Origin of the sequence: Zunongwangia sp. HRR-M8, from assembly GCF_027594405.1 — a bacterium.
GTDB lineage: Bacteria > Bacteroidota > Bacteroidia > Flavobacteriales > Flavobacteriaceae > Zunongwangia.
The window spans coordinates 756440-776274 of record NZ_CP115161.1 but is presented as its reverse complement, the minus strand read 5'-3'; the positions used below and the strand labels follow the sequence as shown (position 1 = coordinate 776274).

Here is a 19835-nt window from a genome sequence, read left to right as displayed (position 1 = left end):
TTAGATTATGGAATCTACTAAACTTAAAAGGCCTAAGCATAAAGGCTCACCCAAATTATTTGAAAACCCATTATTAGAAAAATTAACACATACTCATATTGCTGCGCCTTTAATAATCTTTTTTGGTACAGCTGCTGCACTTATTTATTATGGGATTTTCCAAAAAGGATTTCAGGCGCCAGAGATTTTAGTATGGTTTCTAGGCGGATTAGCATTTTTTACGCTGATTGAGTATATAGCGCATCGCTATCTTTATCACATTCCCGCAACCACACCAAGGCGACAAAAAATATCTTATACAATGCACGGTGTACACCATGATTATCCAAAAGACAAAACCAGATTAGCAATGCCCCCGGTATTAAGTTTGATTGTAGCTACAATCCTGTTTATTATTTATCGTGCGATTTTGGGCGACTATGTTTTTGGTTTTCTATCTGGTTTTCTGGTTGGTTACGCTGCATATCTAGCCGTACACTATTCGGTACATGCTTTTAAAGTTCCCGATAACTTTTTGAAGATTTTATGGCATCATCACAGCATACATCATTATCGTGAGCCAGATCGCGCCTTTGGCGTTTCGTCCCCACTTTGGGATCATATTTTTAGAACAATGCCTAGAAAAAGCGCTGCAAGCGAAAGAACAGCAGTAGGCAAAAGTATTGACGACCAACACAAAGGCCCGGCACATACCCATTAAATTCAGAAAAAAAATAATTAAAAGTAAATTTCCCTATGCTAAGCCGAACAGATTTTTTTGGGAAAAGGTTTTCAGACTTTAAAAATTAATTCTCAAGGGAAATTTATAATCCAAAAATAAAAAAGGGGTTCAGAAAATATTCTGAACCCCTTTTTAGGCTAAATCTACTATTAAAAAAATCTTGATTATCTGTAATCTGTTAGTTTTCGTCTTTACGGACTGATCCAGAATCAGTTCTGGACTAGCCCCTGAATCCAGTTCAGATTAACCAAAACTTGGTATGATTACGGACATTCAAATGAAAAATTAATCTACAGCTGTATTTGAATCGTCTTCTTGATTTTTTGGGCTTAAAACACCTTCCACAATCGCTGGATTTTTATTTAAACGAACGGCTGTATTCTTGATGTCGCTTATAGTTATTTGATCTACTAAAGCTTCAAATTTTTCTTGAGAATCAATTGGAAGATCGTTCTCTAAACTAGATACAATGTTACTCATCCAGAAACCATTTTCTTTTTGCAGCTCTCTATGGTTTTTCTTGATATTACTTTTAATTTCTGAAAAATTAGAAGAATCAATGTTTTTAGAAATATTCTCTAACTCCTCATAAACGATCTCTAAGAGTTCTTCAGCTTTATCTGGATTACATTGAAAACTGATATTTAGATTAAAATTACCTTTTGGTTTACTTACAACATTACCTCCAACACTAACGCCATAACTTCCGCCTTCTTCTTCTCTAATACGTTTCATGTATTTTTTATTCAGCAATTCAGCTATAATATATACCTCTAGATTAGCTTTTCTGGTATATTTCATCTCACCATTCATGTAAATGCTAATTGTAGATTGCGGCGTTTCCATAATTTCTGAAACATGAACTTTAGTAAGTCCTTTTTTAGGAACCATGTTATGATTTTTAATCGTCTCTTTTTTTCCTTTTGGGATATTCCCAAGATATTTTTGAGCCAATTCAACTAAATTTTTCTCGTCAAAATCTCCTACAAAAACGAACGTAAAATCACCGGCATTAGCAATTCTATTTTTAAAAACGTTCTCTACTCCTTCTAAGCTTATATTATCTATAAGTTCACGATCAAAAATTAAAGCTCGCTCACTATGGCCTGAAGTCGCCAGGGTCAAAGAATCCTGAAAAGCGCTATTAACATTGTTTTTCTTTGCTTCTAAACTGTTTTCAAAATTTTGCTTTAGAATATCCAAGGCGTTGGCATCAAAACGAGGTGATGTAAAATTCAAATAGACCTCTTTAAGCAGTATTTCCAAATCCTTGGTACTGGCACCTCCAGAGATATTTTCAGAATAATTATTGATTGAAACTCCCAAAGAAACTTCTTTACCCGCAAGCTTTTTTTGTAATTCGATTTTATCCAAATCCCCTAAACCAGATTGTGAAACCACATAAGAAGCTACATTTACATTTGGTAAATCTTTAGTAGGGATTAGAGATTGACCACCCGGGCTAAAGGCACTCATATAAACTTTTTCTTTTTCAAAATCTGTAGGAAAAGTCACGATTTTCAATCCGTTTGCTAAAGTATATTGCTTGGCATCAATTCCTTTAAGTTTCGTTTCTCCGGTTACTTCAGTTTTCTGAAGTTCTTCATTAATTAAGGTCTTCTCCTGAAGATCTTCTTCGTAAGCTTCTAACGATTTGTTCTTTACGTTTTCTAAAACAACTTCTATCTCATTTTTTTCAGGGTAATTATAATCTGTAGTTCCTTTAATTCCGATTCCGCGGCCGTATTCACCTTCAAAATCAGACAAATAATCAAGAATATCGTTATTATTAATTTTTCCGATTAAATTTTCCCCGTACACTAAACTCGATTTGTAATCGAATACCGGTACATTTTCTAAATAAGCATCTATAATTGCTGAAGCATAAGAATCATTACTTCGTTTATCTACATTTTTAATTGCAGAAGTATAGCTAGTTTTAAAAGCCGCTTTAGCTCTTTCAAGCTCTGCAGATGTAGCTCCGTATTCTGCAAAACGCTTATATTCTGAAAGTGCAAATTCCAGACCTGATAATAAACTATCCTTTTTAGGACTAATATTAATACTCAACACTTCCAGAGGTCTCACAAAATCCTGAATACCGAAACCTACACCTAAAACTGGACTATCATCCTCAACAGATAATTCAGATAATCTATTATTTAGAATATAATTTGTTAAGCTTCCCACTAAGGATCTTTTCTCTTTTTCGAGTACCGACAGATCTTCTTTTTTATGCTTAATAAAATATTCTACATTAGGATTTCCTAGTTCTTTATCGGTAGCCACGATAAAAAGTGGTTCTTTGTTTAAAGTCACATCAAATGATTCTCTTGCAGGTAGGTCTTCCTTAAGGGGTATTTCAGAAAAAATATCTTTTACTTTTTGTTCCATCAATTCTGGATCGATATCTCCTACAACAATTACTGCTTGCTGATCTGGTCTATACCAGCGCTCGTAATAATCTCTTAATTTATCATATTCGAAGTTATTAACGATATCCATTTTGCCTATCGGCATACGCTTGCTATACTTCGAATCTTTAAGATAACCGTCTAACCAAATTTTTGTAGAAGCTCTATAATTTGCAGTATTAGAACTTCTCCACTCCTCGTTTACTACTCCTCTTTCGTTATCAATCTCTTCATCTGTTAACGATAAATATCCCGACCAATCGTGTAATATTAACAATACAGAATCCAATAATTTTTCATTGGTTACAGGAACCTGATTAATATTGTAAACAGTTTGATCGAAACTGGTATAGGCATTAATTTCTCTTCCGAATTTTAAGCCATTCTGCTCTAAATACGTAAGCATTTCTTTATCCTTAAAATTTTCGGTTCCATTAAAAGCCATATGCTCTAGAAAATGCGCCAATCCTTGCTGACTATCATTCTCTAAAATTGAACCTACATTTTGAGCAAAATAAAACGAAGCTCGATTTTCAGGTTCGCTATTTTGCATTATAAAATATTCAAGGCCATTACTTAGGCTGTCATGAATAATAGTTGCTTTTTCCAGCTTATTTTCCTGTGCGCTAAGCGCAAGTGTAAAAAGGGCTAGTAATAAGCATATTTTCTTTCTAATCATTCTTTAAAATTTATGTGATTTGTATTCTGAAGATTTACTGTATTATGATCCTTAGAAATTGAAGCTGAAACTATAAAAATTAAAACTCAACTAAAGACTACATAATAGTAGTTACTGTAGATTGATTATGAATTTTCATTCTTTACAGCGTCGATCATAGCAATAAGTTTTTTTCGTTCTACTTCTAGATTTCCTTCATAACCTTTGATCTTATATCTAATATTACCTTCTCCGTCAATTATGAATTTGTACGGAATTTCATGTACATCAAAATCTTCAGCCATCTGATAACTATTATCCTGATTTTTGAGATCGAAATACATATCTAAATTGTAATTATTAGACGAAACAAACTTTTTAACCTTTGGTTTTATTGCTGAAAGAGTTTCAGATTCCATCGTATTGACAAACAAAAATTGAATATTATCGTTTTTTAGATAATGATTTTTCACTTGCTGCATGGCTGGAAAAGAAGCTTTACAAGGTGCGCACCAGGTTGCCCAAAAATCTACAATCAGAATTTTATCTTTTAAGTCTGAAGAAGATATTTCAGCACCATCTAATTTCTGCAAACTGAATGCTGGTGCTTTTTCAGAAATCATTTTTATCTTCACCTCTTCTAATAAAGCAGCATCTCGCTCTTTTTCCATCTTCTTCTCGAAATCTCTAAAATCTTCTAGATTGCCTTGAGTTTCTAGAAACAATCGTTTAAATCTTGGGTAATTTGCTTCAGCAACTTCATTATTCATTTTTACAAGCGCTACGATTTGTTCATACGCTTTATTGCCATCCCCAAGTTGCTCTAAACAATCTGCATATTTGGAGTTTACTTCAGAATCTATAAAATCAATACGACTTTTATATTTTTCAAAATGATCAACCGCTTTTTGGCATTTGTTTGATTCCTTCAGTAAAATAGCATAAAACCTTATGGCATCACGATGTCTATTTAAAACCATCAGTTTAGATTGCTCTGGAATATCGCTTTTATTTTCCCATTTTTCTGCAGTTCTAATGCTGTTCTCTATACACGCGATCGCCTCTTCTCTTTTCCCATTATTATTGAGCAAGCCTGCTAAGTTATAAAGTGCATTAATCTTAGATGGATGGTCAAGAAAGCGAGATTTTATTGCATTGGTAACTTCAGTTTTATCCTGATTCACACTCTTCTCTAAGAGGTAATAAAGCGCAATATTATATAAATCCTGATCGACAAATGAATAATTGGCAGGTGGAAATTGCTTCACCCAGGCATCGTAAGCAGCTATCTGATCGTTAAGGCTATCTTTAGAAAATATATTTTGATATTCGGCAAATCTCGCCTGTAATCCTTTAGGAAATTTCTTTATAACAACCTTAGTTAGCGAATCTACTTTATCGGGTTCATTAAGACCGTAGTAATATTTGTAAGTGAGCTTAATCTTTGATTCGTCACCACTTTTGCTTAATTCTTCAAGTTTTTCTAAAAGGAGTTTTTCTGATGCTTCTCCATCTGAAGTTAATAAAGAATCCAAAGTAAAACTGATAGCTTCTTCTTTTTGCTGAGAAAATGCAATATGATCGCTATCTTTTTTACAAGCTGTAAACCCCAGCAACACCGAGGTTACAGCTATATATATAGTTTTTTTAATCATAGAAGCTTAGTATCCTTCGGTTTGCTCCAGGTTAGGATTCGCGTTTATTTCGCTATAAGATATAGGCCAAAATTGCTTATAGCTATCCCATGTTACCTCTCCAAACTTGGTCTTTTCTTTTACAACATCATTCATTACCTCATCGATCGTATTTGTTCTTTTTAGATCAAAAAATCGATAACCTCCTTCTGCAAAAAACTCAGCTCTTCTCTCTTTCATGATTGCGGCTAAAACTTCTTCCCGAGAATTTGCGGTAATAGCAGGTAATCCCGCGCGATTTCGCACTGCATTGATACTTGTAACTGCAGCTCCTAAATTTCCAATTTCAGCATTTGCTTCAGCATTTATGAGATACTGTTCTGCAATACGTAATATCGCACTTGCTTCTTCGCCTGCAGTTTTCGTTTGATATTTATAAGGTAAATAATAAGTTGTATCAGGTAATTCTACTGGATACACCCAGTTTTCAAAACGCTGATCGCCTTCTTCAAAAACATCTAATTGACTTTCACTTAAATATACCGGAGCATTCCCGAATTCAACTTCAACAGGACTAAAACCATAATTCCATCCAAAATAAATATTGTAGTCTGGAACGTACTTCATGTAAGAATCAGGATTATTATTTGGCATTAATTCCCAAATCATAGCGCCACTATCAGTTTTAAAAACATTCTCGGTATCAACTAAAGATTGTCCCGATTGATTTAATATAGCTGATGAAATTTCCACTGCCCTTTCCCAATTCTCGGTTTGCAAAAGAACTCTCGACAACAATGCCTGTGCAGCAATTTTATTAGGTCTTGCCTGAGATAAAGTTTCTGAACCATCGCTAGTTACATAACCTTCAGAAAGTAAAGATTCCGCCATCTCCAAATCAGCGATTATCTGCTGAAATGCTTCTTCTTGAGGCTGTCTAGATAATTTATTATTAACAATATAATCTGAAGTTGTAGGTAAAGCTATATCGCCATATATATTGGTTAAATAATAAAAACTAAATGCTCTTAAAAAATAAGCTTCTCCCAGATATTGATCTTTATTAGAGAGCGCAGCATTTGTATCATTTATCCCCTCTATGATCGCATTTACACGATATACTAAAGGATAAAAATCGGACCATGCACTAGGGGCATTATTACTAGTTAAATCGTTATTATAAAAACGTTGATAAGTTATCGCATTATTTAGATTCAAAGTAAACTCATCTGTATAAAGCCCTGTATATAAAGATAGGTTCGATAAATAATAATTTACGGATAACTGCGCTAAAACACCATTAATAGTAGTCGCCGTAGTAGCGTCGTTTACAAAAGTATTTTCTTCATAAAATGCATTAGACGGTGCTGGAATATCTAAATAATCCTCGCAACTGGATAGAGAAAAGGCGACTCCTAAAAACGCTATTAATTTTATATTATATATGTTGATTTTCATATTTTCTGAATTTTATATTGAAGACTACAAAGTGAAATTAAGACCAAAAACTACCGTGCGTAAAGGTGCCGCTCCTGCAGCAAGGGTTTCTGGATCGTAGCCATCATAATTTGAAATGGTTAAAAGATTTTGACCTTGTAAATAGACACGAATACTGTTGAAGTTTATTTTATCAGTAATTTCTGAAGGGAAATCATAACTTAAATTTACATTCTGCAATCGAGCGTAAGTAGCATTAGAATATGCACCAGAACTATTATTAAAATTTGCAAAATTGGTATATCCTAAATAACCAGCTCTTGGTTTCGCTACATTTGTAATATCTCCTGGTTGTTGCCAACGAGCATCGTAAATATCTTTAGCGATATTTGTATTAAATGTACCTGGCTGATCGGTTTGAGACCCTATAAAATTGAGTGCTTTCTTTTTAGTAAATGAAAACAGTACGCTCAAATTAAAATTTTTATACCTGAAACTATTTTGAAAACCACCAAAAAATTTCGGATTTAAATCTACAAATTCAGTTCGATCCTGATTATAATCTAATGCATCAGTGCCCGATTCCCATTCGCCGATTTCATTATTTGTAATTTGACCATCATTATTTAAATCTTTCCAAAAATTATAATTACCAGTTTCCGGATTAACACCTTGGTAATTATATACTTTCTTTCCGTTTATAGATTTACCAACTTCAAGATTTGGATTAGTTAAAGTTAAATCTGCAGGATAAGAAACTAATTTATTTTTTGGTAATGTAATATTAAAGCTAGTAGACCAAGTAAAATTTTGAGATATTATGTTTTTAGTATTTAGGGTGATTTCGTGCCCCCAATTTCTCACTTCCGCAGGTGAATTCATAGTTATGGAATTAACCCCTGTTACTATTGAAACCGGGAAAGGTACTAATTGATTATCAGTTTTATTATCATAATAACTTTCAGTTACTGAAATTCGTCCTTCTAAAAACTCTAAATTAACAGCAATTTCAGCTTTGGTCGTTTTCTCCCAATGCAAGTCAGGGTTTGCCGGTCCGCTTGATAAGTATCCAATATTTCCGTTATAAGAATAACCAGATTCATATATCGTTTTATATTTATAATTAGCTATTCCATCTATCCCACTAGTTCCGTAACTTCCGCGCAATTTTGCAAAACTTATAAAATTTAATGATTCTGCAAACCAATCTTCTTCACTTAAAATCCAACCGGCACCAGCAGACCAAAAATTTCCAAAACGATTTCCCGGACCGAATTTAGTGGAGCCGTCTCTTCTTATATTAAAGTTTAAAAGGTACTTATTTGCTAAATTATAATTCAATATCCCAAATCCACCAATATATCGATTCGTTGTACTAGAATATCTGCTACTGACATCCTCTGGGTTAGCCATCGTTGGATTTTTTATTACCGCTTTATTTAATAGATTGGTACCATATATATCGTTTTTCTCAGTCAGTTTGTCAATTAAAGTCGCTCCAACTTTAGCGGTAATTTCACCAAAATCGCCTAAACTAGTAGTATAACTAATATTAGGCTCTATCGTCAAGGTTCTTAATTTAGAAACACTTAGCTCACTACTACTAGGCAGATAAAAACCTGGATTGTAATATGAATCTGGTTTTCCAAATACTTCATTAGAAGATAAAACGTTAAGACCTACCATGGTGCTTATTTCAAGACCTTTAACTGGTATATACTTAAGATTTACATTTGAAATGAAATTGTCCGTTTTATTTTCATGAACCAATTCATAAATAGAGGCAGGATTTCGGTATCCGCCTGCGTTATAATCTGTCCAATTTAAACTTCCATCTTCATTATATAACTGTGGTCCATTAGGAGCCGTTAAAAGAAATGAATTATTAAATGGAACTACCGTATTTTTAGTTGTGTTGTAAGTACCTGTTAATCCCAAACTAAACTTACGATCATTGCTATTTACATTCAAGTTAAAATGAACCCCGCCGGTTTCATTTTTCCCATTAGCATTTTGAATATTCTCTTGCGAATTATAGTTAGCTCTTACCAAATAAGATACATTTTCTGAACCTCCTGAATAACTTACATTATTGGCAGTCGTAAAAGCAGCACCATCTAAAAAATAATCTGTCCAATCGGTTTCATTATTTGGATCCCATCTTTCAAGATCCCAATCGCTTGCCTGAGGAGTTAACCCAGCATTTTCTATTGCTTCCCGCCTTAAATTTAAATACTCATTAGTATTCAATAATTCAGGACTTCTCCCTCTAAAAGAAACTCCATTTCTAGAAGAAAATGAAATTTGCGCTTTACCCACTCGTCCTTTTTTAGTGGTAATTAAAATTACACCATTTGATCCTCTTGACCCATAAATTGCTGTTGCATCAGCATCTTTCAAAAAGTTGATGTTTTTTATACTATTAGGATCAATAAAATTTAAGGCATTCCCTCCGGTTAGAGTACCTGTTCCTTGAGTTGTCGGCAAGTTTCCATACGGATACTGTACTCCATCTATTATTACTAATGGCTGTGTATTAGGATTAACACTAATAGAGTTCAGACCTCGCATCTGTATACTAACAGGAGACCCAGGTTGCCCATTGGTTTGCTGAATATAAACCCCTGGCACTTTACCCTGAACAGCTTCTAAAACATTTGTTACCGGACTTTTTTGAATTTCTTCTCCTGTAATAGTTGTAATATTACCGGTATTAAATCTTTTAGAAGTTTTACCATAAGCGGTTACCTGAACGGCATCCAGGCCATTTACAGATTCTTTCATTACAATATCTAACGGATCTGTATTGCTTACTTTAACGGATGCCTTTTCATAACCGATAGAACTGTATTCTAAAATCTCGCCGATTGCAGCAGTTATAGCATACTTACCATTCTCATCGGTTATTACTCCTCGGTTTTTATCTTTTATTCTTACAGTAACTCCCATTAGAGGTTCACCGTCGACGTTAGTTATTCTTCCGCTAACAAGACTTTGTAAATTTTTGGTCTCTCTAAGATTTGTTGTTGTAGATTCTACAGATGGCTTACTCGGCTTAAGAATGATTTGTGTATCGTTTAGAGAATAATCAATACCTGTAGCTGAGAAAACTTCAGTTAAAATATCTTCTAAAGGCTCATCCTTCGCTTCAACATCTACTTTTTGAGATAAATCGATATCACCAACGTGATACAGGAAAGAATAATCGGTAATCCTTTCAATTTTATTAAATAACTTTTTTAAGCTTATCTGATGCTCATCAATAGATATTTTAACCGATTGTGAGGACGCTTTAGCCTGAACACTTAAAACTGAAAACAGAATGGTGATAAGACTTAATTTTAAGGTGTAGTTAAATTTAGGCCATAAAATCCTTGGCCCTTCTGCAATAGAGTTTTTTTTCATACTTTTAGTTTGTAGATAATTGTGGTTTAATAAATCACACTATTTCAACAGGATATGTGCCAGCATATCCTGTTTTTTTAACGTATGATCACTTGATTTTCATTTATAGAATATTCAAAATCATAACTTTGTTTAAATGACTCTAAAATTTTACCAATACTTTCATTTTCAAATTTCGCCGTAAAGCGTTCATGCTTTAATTTTTCATCTTCAAATTTTACTTGTATATCAAATTTACGCTCTAAAGTATTTGCTATATCTTCAAAAGAGCGTTCTTCAAAAACCAATCTTCCGTCCATCCATGCCGTGTAAACATCAGTATCAACTTCAGAAGTTTTAAGTGTTTTTGATTTTTTGGAATAGCTCGCCATCATTCCAGGTTCTAAATAAACCGTAGCTTCTCTTTGTCTTTCTACTGCAACTTTACCTTCGATCAACACAGCAAAAGCGTAAGAATTATTGTTGTAAGAGCTGAAATTAAAACTTGTCCCCAGCACTTCTACATCTAATTGCTCTCCATGCACAATAAATGGTCTACTTTCATCATGAAAAACGTCAAAATATGCTTCGCCTTCTAATCGTACTTCTCTATTTTGATTAGATTTAAAACCAGTTGGATAATATAACTTACTATTGGAATTTAAATGAACAATACTTCCATCTGCAAGTTCAACTACCATTTTCTTTCCTTTAGGAACCTTCAAGGTGTTTTGACTAATAGCGATAGTATTCGCTAGCGCTGAATATTTTATGGTATCTCCTTTTTGCTGAACTATAATTTCGTCAGCTTCAGTTTTTATCTGAAAATCTGTATTTTTAAGCACTTCTTTAGCGCCATCTTCCATTTCAATCGTGACGTATTGTTCTTCCTCACTAACAGCCTTCTTCTGAAAAAAGAAAAACAAAGTGGCGCCCAGCGCCACAATCAATACCGCTGCAATACTTAAGTAGCTTCTAAAATTTATCGATTTAACAGGAGTTGTAGCTTGTTTGATGTTTTTCAGTACAGCATCTTTATTATTACTGCTTCTACGTGTACGCTCCAAATTTAGCTCATAACTCAATCCTACCATTTTTTTAAAATGGTCCTTATTACCAGCGTGTTCTAGTAGACGGTTTAATTCCTCCAATTCTTTAGAGGTAATTTTACCATCAATATATCTTTCAATTAAATATTCTAATTCTTTCATTTCAGCTTCAACTATGCACTGTTTTACTTAAAAACGTTTGGAATCAGCAAATCCCCTGCTCAAATTTTGATTTTTTTCACATTATTCAAATTAATATTAAATTATAGTTAATAGATGTATTATATTAAAAAATGATTAATTTAACTCGAATTAAAAGCAGTATAAATAATAAATCTTCAAAGCATTTTTTTACAATTCTTTCTGTTCAATATAATTTAGAACAAAAATTATCGCTACGGAAGAAGAATTTCGTAGAGTTGCTTACTTTTGAAGACATTCCCGGAAATCTAAAATAAAGTGTCTACCTCTCAACATTCTTTAAATGGAGAACTTCTTATTTCGCTAAAAAAAGGCGACGAGAATACTTTTGGGTATATTTTTGACGCATTTTATGAAAAACTCTTAGCCTTTACAATTGGATACACCAAAGACAAAGCCGTCGCTGAAGATATTGTACAACAAAGTTTTATAAAGTTATGGGAAAAAAGAAAGAATTTGGCTGAAGATACCGTAATCGACGCTTACTTGTTTACCCTTTGTAGAAATAACTTTATAGACAGATATAGAAAAGAACGAAATACGATTTTACTTACCGATGAATTATATCTTGAAAGCGTTTTAGAATCTGAAAGTGAATCAGATGAAAAAACAGCTTATAAAAAGCAACTTCTACATAAAGCCATTACAAAATTGCCCGAAAAATGTAAAGAAGTGTTTTTATTGAAGCAGAATGAAAATCTTAGAAATAAAGAAATCGCAGCTTATTTAAAAATTTCTGAAAAAACCGTGGAAGACCATATTTCCAGAGCAATGCGGCTTCTTAGAAGAGAACTTCTTGTTTTTCTAATCTTTATGTTTCTTTAAGCCTATTCTATTCTTCAAATAGTTAGTTAATATACCCATTTTGACGCGCATGTGCCAAAGCATCTGCAGAGGTGTTTACCATAAGCACAGGCGTAGAATCAAAATTATCGATAATACTTTTTACACGATTCATACTTTTTTTACTAGATACACTTCTTAAATAAATAGCTAGTATACGATCAGAATGTTGCGCAGCAATTTCAGTATAAATCGTAGCATCATGCTCGCCACTATCGCCAATTAAAATAAACTTCAAATCTGGATAAGTATTTAGAATATTAAAAATCTCGCGCTGTTTGTGAGGCTTTTCAGGCTTTATAGTCGTATCAAAAGGTGTTCTTATATCACGCAGTAAAATTGGTCCTTTGGGAAATCCATTATAATCAAGAAACAACTTTAGATATTCGTACATATTCCACGGGCTGTTGCTTAGATAAAACATAGGATTACGATTACCCTCAGCTTTTCCTTTATGTAACAGCTTATATAAATCTGGTGCGCCTTTTAAAGGCATGCGTTTATAAGCATTGGTTAGTAAAGAATTTTTCAGCAAACGCCATTTTAGGAAAGACGTAACTCCTGTATGCAAAATAGTATCATCTATGTCACTAATAATACCATATTCGGCATCTGCAGCGGGTATTAAAAATTGCCCCTCAAAAGGATCTCCTAAAAGTTCGGTTTTTGGCTCTAATTCTTCACGATAATACAAGTGGTAATCTACCCAACCTTCGTCATTCGATAATTCAGAAATATTGTTCTCTAAAGTTTGATTGAAAAGAAAATACCCTTCATCATCAGTTGTGGTCTCCAATTTGATTTTACCGGGAAGTTCAAGTTCAATTTTAGCATCGGGAATTTCAAAACTATCAAACTGCTTGTATGTATTTACGAATGTTTTCCAGGTATTTTGATCTTGATGGATCTTTAATGGCGCATTATCTAACACACGGCCTTTCACAAAAAGTCTGGAATACGTGCCATAACTTCTATAAGGAACAACTAGTACCTGATCCAAATTCTTATATCTACCTAATAATTTTTTTACTCTTTTAAACATTAAATTTGTTTGGTTGCTTTGGGGTTGGTTGCTATTTATTCACTCAAATTCGCTAAGGCCTTCTCCATGTCTATACTAGATTTGAGAATGCCCTCAAACAGATCGCCAACTTCTGAAATTCTTTCGGGAACATTAAAAATAGTGAAATCTGAAATTTTGAGTCCGCTTTTTAATTCATCCCAACTTATGGGTGTCGATACTGTTGCTCCCGCCTTTGGTCGCACTGAATAAGGAGCTGCAATAGTTTGTCCTCTGCGATTTTGTAAATAATCGAGATAAATTTTATCCTTTCTCGCCTTCACTGCGCGTTCCATACTTGTTAGCTCGGGCAATCTTTCCTGAACCAGATAACATATTAATTTTATAAAATCCCTACCCTCTTCGTAAGAATAATTCTTTCCAAAAGGAACGTAAATATGCACGCCTTTTGATCCTGAAGTTTTGCAATATCCATCTATTTTAGCTGAATCTAAAACTTCTTTCACAACTTTAGCAGTTTCAATAACATCTCCAAATGTATTTTTAGCTGAAGGATCTAAATCTATCACACCATAATTAGGCGTATCTAAATTTTCAACTTTAGAATGCCAAGGATTAATTTCTATGCATCCCAAATTCGCCATATAAAGTAAGGTAGCTTCATTTTGACAAAGCATGTATTCTATATTTTTTTCCGAAGAATCAGAATAAATATTTGTTGTTTTTATCCAATCTGGTAAACTCTCGTTGTCTTTTTGATAAAAACCTTTTTGCTGAATTCCGTTTGGATGTCGATGTAAATTTTGTGGGCGATTTTTTAAATAAGGAAGCATAACCTCTGAAACCTGCAAGTAATATTCTATAAGATCATATTTGGTGATATTGTCTTTAGGCCAATAGATTTTATTAAGATTCGTAAAAGGAACTGAAATCCCACCGATATCCAAGTTTCCTGAAGTTCCATTCACTTTTTCTGGCTCCGGGGCTTCGGTTTTTTCCTCAGGCTTAATTTCTATAGTTGATTTATCTTCGCGAAGTCCTTTAAAAACAGGATGCCGCATGGAGCCGGCTTTGGTCCATTCAGAAAATTTCACTTCACAAATTAGTTGGGGTTTTATCCAATTTGGTGTTCTTCCTTTCAAATTAATTTTAGATGAAAATGGCGAATCTTTCAAAGTCAATTTATCCATTTTCTGAAGTAATTCTTTTTGCTGTGCATTAGAAAATCCGCTTCCGCAGTTCCCCACATACTTTAACTTTCCATCCTGGTACATTCCTAAAATCAATGATCCAAAAACAGCGCCTTTAGAGTTGGTATATCCACAAATTAAGGCTTCCTCACTTTCAACAGCTTTAATTTTTAGCCAACTTTCAGTTCTATAGCCGGGAGCATAAGTAGAATCTGCTTTTTTAGCGATTACGCCTTCCATACCGTTATCGACGGCTTTGTTATAGAACGCTGTTCCCATACCTTCTATATGATCGCAATAAAACGTATAATCTAAATCTTCTAAAATCTCCGGAATTAGACTTTTTCTATCTTTAAGCGGAAGTTCCAACATGCTGTGACCATTAAGAAAAAGCATATCAAAAACATAGAATCTCAATGTACCCGGAGTGTTTTGATCGTAATTTTGCAGCGCCTGAAAATCTGGAATCCCATTTTTATCTACAATTACAACTTCTCCATCCAAAATTACCTGATGGTCTAATTGTTTTAAATCCTTAACTAATAATGGAAATTTAGAACTATAATTAATTCCGTTTCGGGAATAAATCCTTACATCGCCATCATCGACATGGGCTATTAATCGATAACCGTCCCATTTTAATTCGTAAATCCAATCGGGATGATTAAAAATTTCTTTGGCTGTAGTGGCCAACATTGGTTTTACGGTATCTTCAGGCTTTAGCGTTCTTACCTTCGGCTTTGCTTTACTTGCTTTTTCTTCGGAAGAATTTTCAGCATAAACTTCAGCATCATAAATTAAATCGGTTGAAAATTGATCTTTCTTCTTTATTAACAACCAATGATTTTCCTTGCCTTGTTTGGTATGCACCAAAGCGAAATCACCTTTTAATTTCCCGCCTGAAAGTGTGATTTTTAAATCTCCATCTTCATATTGTTCTAAAACCGATTTAGAATCAAGCTTGCTAGAAAATGTCCCAGCGTCCCAAATATCCATTTGGCCGGCCCCGTAATTTCCTTTTGGAATTTCCCCTTGAAATTTTAAATATTTGATTGGATGATCTTCGGTATGCACGGCTAATCTTTTATCCATCGGATTCATAGACGGTCCTTTGGGAACGGCCCAACTTTTTAGCGTGCCACCAATTTCTAATCTTAAATCGTAATGCAAACGTGTTGCCTGGTGTCGCTGTATTACAAAACGATTTAGATTTTCACTAGTTCCATCGTCATCAGGTTCAGGAGTATTTTCAAAATTTCGTTTCTTTTTGTACTCGTCTAGACTCAAAATCAGGAAGCTTTATTCTTTTTCTTTTTATCTAAACTAGCTTTTAATTGTGCCATGAGGTCTTTTGCGGGCGTTGGTTTGCTGTCAAACTCTTCTGGCTTAGTGGTTTTTCCTGAAGATTTAGATTTAATAATCTTCATCAATTGTTCATTATAAACATCTTTAAATTTATCGAAACTGAAATCTGTGGTATATTGATCGATTAAAGAAATTGCCATATCTACCTCTTTCTTCTGAACTTTAGTTTTAGGCAATTTTAAATCTGAAGGATCACGAATTTCGTCTGCAAACCGAATTACATGAAGCACCAATGCATCATTATACACGCCTACCAAACTTAAATGTTCTTTTTGACGCATTACAAAAGTAGCAACACCTAGCTTTTTGGTTTTCTTTAGAGCATCCCTTAAAAGATTGTAAGATTTGCCGCCCTCTTTTTGCGGCTCTAAGAAATAAGGCTTTTTAAAAAGTACATCGGCTACCGCTTTTTCTTCGATAAACTCCTCGATATCTATGGTTTTACTTTTTTTCATATTGGCATTTTCGAAGTCTTCTTTTTCGAGTACCACGTAACCATCGTCCTTTTTGTAGCCTTTAACGATATCCTTCCATTCTACTTCTTTACCGGTATCTTCGTTGACGCGCTTGTACCGTATTCTATTATTATCACGACGATCCAGCATATCAAGATCTAACTTTCGATCTTCTGAACCTGAATATAATTTAATTGGTATTGACACCAGTCCAAAGCTTATTGAACCATTCCATATCGATCTCATAGATTATCATTTAAAGGAAAGTTAGTATAAATAATCGCCGCGATACGTTGTAAAGAAGTTAAAAAAGAAACGCTTAGAAAACAAAAAAGCAATAACCTTTAGTTATTGCTTTAATCTGTAATCTTAAATATAAACTAGAATTACAATCTTAGACGGTTTTTATCGCCATCATAATTCTCGTATCGTTTAACACATTCTTCGATGATTTTTCTAGCTTCTTCAGCATCGCCCCATCCACCAACATCAACCTTTTTCTTTTCAAGGTCTTTATAAACTTTAAAGAAATGTTCGATTTCTTTAATTAAGTGACCATTTAATTCTTTAAGGTCATTTAAGCGATTCCAAATAGGATCTGATACTGGTACACAAATAATTTTTTCATCTGGTCCTTTTTCATCTGCCATATGGAAAACGCCAATTGGTTTTACTTCCATTACAATCCCTGGGAACGTAGGTTCGCTAACAAGCACCAATACATCCAAAGGATCGTCATCTAAAGCTAAAGTATCTGGAATAAAACCATAATCTGCAGGATACATCATTGAAGAAAAGATCATCCTGTCGTAACGTACTTTTTTTAATTGAAAATCGTACTCATATTTATTTCTACTTCCTTTTGGAATTTCAATTAGTACATCAAAAGTTTCTGACATTTTTTTTGTTTTTGTTGAACTTTAATAGATTATCAAATATAATGAAATATGTATTTAAAAAGGCTGATTTAGAAGTGAAAACCGAAATTCACGGTAACTCCAAACGATCGCGCATCGGGATTATCAAAATAGTTTCCACGAAAATGGGCATCTATTCTAATAATTTTAAAAATATTTCCTACACCGGCACTGTACTCCCAATAAGGTTCTCCATTAGGCGCTACCAAAGGAATCCCAGATGCATTTAATTGTTTGTTATCCTCAGAAATTTGTCCCCAAACTCCTCTAATTCCTACAATTTCTCTCAGGTTCAAATCTCTTAACAAAGGTATCCTTGAAAAAAATCGACCATTAAAATTATGTTCAAAATGAGCGGCAACATAAGTATCGGTTACAAATTCATAATAGTCTAATAGCGAAAATGTGTTATAAAGCTGAAAATAGGTTTGGTTACCCGGCACCACACTTAGTAAAGCTAAAGGTACTTCGCCAAATGTCTTACCGGCCTCTATACTAGCATTTGCTCTACCAAATCCTCCAACCATTATTGGCTGATTATAAAAAAGCTGTAATTTTTTATAATCAAAATCACTATTAAAAAGATTTTTAATTCCCAATGTATAATTTAAAAAAAGCGTTGGGTGATCATCGTCTACGACTTCTCGTTCTACACCATATCCAGAAGTTGTACGTCCCGGAGTATACATGATAAGATTAGAAATTTCTGTCTGGTTTAATTCTGAAGATAAATTTGTCCTGGTCGCATCGGTATAATAGTCTAAACTAAAACCTTCTGAAGCTGCTTCTACTTCACGATAAGAACCGCTAACTCTAAAACTTAAATTTTCCCAGGGTTCAATTTCTACAGAAAAAACAGTAAGATTTATAGAACTTAAACTATTATTTGAACTTGTACTTATTAAAGCTGAAGAAGCAAGACTACGCCCTAAAACATCTGTAGTATTGGTTAAATTAACGCCTAATTGCTCTACATCTCTACGATTACCAGCGGTAATAATTAAGCGGTTTTCTGGATCTAGTAAAACTTTCCCCTGTATACCGTATTTAAATTTATCGTCTTTAAATCCATAAGCTCCGTAACCTTCTAGTCGCCATTTATCATGCTGAGAAAAGTAGGTTCTACCTCCTCCTCGTATTCGAACACCTTCAACATCGTTAAACCCAACAGTAGAAAAAACCGGACCATAATCCCAACCTTCAAAATCTATATAACCGGTAGCCAAAGCGGTAGAGACGTTATACAATCGTTTAAACTGTTTTACCGTTCTTAGTGTATCCAACATATCATAGACCCCACGCTCGTCACCGTTTAATTCTTCTAATCTGTTGGTTTCCCAAAATTCGTTATCCCTGTTATAAACTTCTTCGCGAAAGCGATTAACCTGTTTATTATAAAATGAAGAAGGACGTTCGTTATTAAACTCATATTCATCATAAAGTACAGTTCGCTTACCGTAAACACCCCGTGATTCTTTTTTTTCTCTTAATGCAAAATCTGCCTGAAAGAAATCCCTTTTTAGAAGAAAAACCGAATCACTTAATACTTCAAATTCTTGCTCTATATAAACACCTTTAACCCAGTTTAAATTGGCACCTTCAGACATATCAAGATTAATATCCTTAATTGCCCAAGTGGTATCATTTACCCAAAAATCTCCACTAAAAGTTAGTTCATTTTCCCGTCTAGGGTAATAAACAATATTGTAGCAGTACTTTCCATCTACATAAGCGGTATCTGCAAGAACGTAGTTATAAACGTTAATTCCTGTTTTTGAAAGCGGACTCACAAAATTCTTATCAAAAAATTTTAAGTAGTTATCGTAAACATCAATCTCATCGTAGATATCACGAACGGTAGAAATTAGCATTTGGTTATCGCTAAATCCTGAGTTTTTATTTCCTTTTAATTCAGTTAATTCTTGCCCGGTTTCATTATCGCCATATACTCTGCTTACCGATTCATTTAAAAATATTGGCAAATAGGTTTTACCGGTAATCCTATTGGTATCGAGATCTTCGAAAATAAATTCCATCCCATTGAAAATTCGGCTTTCGATAAGTGAACTATCAATAGTATTTAAATCGAATTCGAGCTTTTCGTATCTACGATAAGCATATTGATCAAATTTCTTAACGCCGTTTCCTCTACGGTTTGCCCAAATTTTACGTAAAATATCAATAGCCGGATTATTCTTTTTAGAAGTTTCCCCTTTATAAATTTTAACTTCGGAAAGTGATTCTGAAGAAGCGTATAGCGTTACTTTTAGATCTTTATTAGATTTGTTTTGAAGACTAACGTCTTTGGACTGATATCCCAAAAAAGAAAAGCTTACTGAAGTATATGTTTTTTGAGATGATAAGGAAAAGTTACCATCTTCATCTGTAGTAGTACCCTCGCTAGAGCCAGTAAATATAACGTTAGCAAAAGGTATTCCTGCTCCGTCTTCATCTACTACAACTCCACTAATATCCGTTTGGGAAAAGACATGTAAACAACTAAAAATAAACAGGGTAGATAAAAGAAAGTACTTCATATATATAAT

General features: G+C 33.8%; 12 protein-coding genes. 2 read left to right on the top strand and 10 right to left on the bottom strand.

Translation table 11 applies throughout. From position 1 onward, the window contains the following. The first annotated feature begins 7 nt into the window (after positions 1-7). Positions 8-700, top strand: a complete 693-nt coding sequence (locus tag PBT89_RS03410; RefSeq protein WP_270063399.1) for a sterol desaturase family protein — start codon at positions 8-10, stop codon at positions 698-700. 306 nt (positions 701-1006) lie between these two features. Here PBT89_RS03410 and PBT89_RS03405 read toward each other — a convergent pair whose 3' ends face one another. From PBT89_RS03405 to PBT89_RS03385, 5 genes are all read right to left on the bottom strand, one after another. After that, the gene (locus PBT89_RS03405) at positions 1007-3814 is read right to left on the bottom strand and encodes a M16 family metallopeptidase (RefSeq protein ID WP_270063398.1); all 2808 of its coding nucleotides are present in this window, start codon (positions 3812-3814) and stop codon (positions 1007-1009) included. 125 nt (positions 3815-3939) lie between these two features. Next, on the bottom strand, positions 3940-5448 hold the full coding sequence (locus PBT89_RS03400; protein ID WP_270063397.1) for a redoxin domain-containing protein: 1509 nt from the start codon (positions 5446-5448) through the stop codon (positions 3940-3942). A gap of 6 nt (positions 5449-5454) precedes the next feature. Further along, positions 5455-6885: a RagB/SusD family nutrient uptake outer membrane protein gene (locus PBT89_RS03395; protein ID WP_270063396.1), complete on the bottom strand. Its 1431-nt coding sequence runs from the start codon at positions 6883-6885 to the stop codon at positions 5455-5457. A gap of 24 nt (positions 6886-6909) precedes the next feature. Beyond that, a complete protein-coding gene (locus PBT89_RS03390; RefSeq protein WP_270063395.1) occupies positions 6910-10269 on the bottom strand; it encodes a SusC/RagA family TonB-linked outer membrane protein in 3360 nt (1119 codons plus the stop codon). A 77-nt stretch (positions 10270-10346) separates the two neighbouring features. Beyond that, positions 10347-11459: a FecR family protein gene (locus PBT89_RS03385; RefSeq protein ID WP_270063394.1), complete on the bottom strand. Its 1113-nt coding sequence runs from the start codon at positions 11457-11459 to the stop codon at positions 10347-10349. A gap of 297 nt (positions 11460-11756) precedes the next feature. Between PBT89_RS03385 and PBT89_RS03380 the strand changes: the two genes are divergently transcribed. Then, positions 11757-12323 carry an RNA polymerase sigma-70 factor gene (locus PBT89_RS03380; RefSeq protein WP_270063393.1) on the top strand — a complete coding sequence of 189 codons (567 nt, stop codon included), beginning with the start codon at positions 11757-11759 and terminating at the stop codon, positions 12321-12323. Positions 12324-12345: 22 nt separating this feature from the next. Here PBT89_RS03380 and PBT89_RS03375 read toward each other — a convergent pair whose 3' ends face one another. The 5 genes from PBT89_RS03375 to PBT89_RS03355 all read right to left on the bottom strand — a co-directional run bounded on the left by PBT89_RS03375 (position 12346) and on the right by PBT89_RS03355 (position 19826). Beyond that, entirely contained in the window at positions 12346-13383 is a 1038-nt protein-coding gene (locus tag PBT89_RS03375; RefSeq protein ID WP_270063392.1) for an App1 family protein, read from the bottom strand. Between the two features lie 35 nt (positions 13384-13418). Beyond that, positions 13419-15839 (bottom strand): DNA ligase D, encoded by a 2421-nt coding sequence (gene ligD, locus PBT89_RS03370; protein WP_270063391.1) that lies wholly within the window; start codon positions 15837-15839, stop codon positions 13419-13421. A 2-nt stretch (positions 15840-15841) separates the two neighbouring features. After that, positions 15842-16618, bottom strand: coding sequence for a non-homologous end joining protein Ku (ku, locus tag PBT89_RS03365; protein WP_270063390.1), 777 nt, complete (start codon positions 16616-16618; stop codon positions 15842-15844). A 140-nt stretch (positions 16619-16758) separates the two neighbouring features. Then, positions 16759-17271, bottom strand: a complete 513-nt coding sequence (locus PBT89_RS03360; protein ID WP_270059112.1) for an inorganic diphosphatase — start codon at positions 17269-17271, stop codon at positions 16759-16761. Positions 17272-17339: 68 nt separating this feature from the next. Then, positions 17340-19826, bottom strand: a complete 2487-nt coding sequence (locus tag PBT89_RS03355; protein WP_270063389.1) for a DUF5686 and carboxypeptidase-like regulatory domain-containing protein — start codon at positions 19824-19826, stop codon at positions 17340-17342. Between the last annotated feature and the right edge of the window lie 9 nt (positions 19827-19835).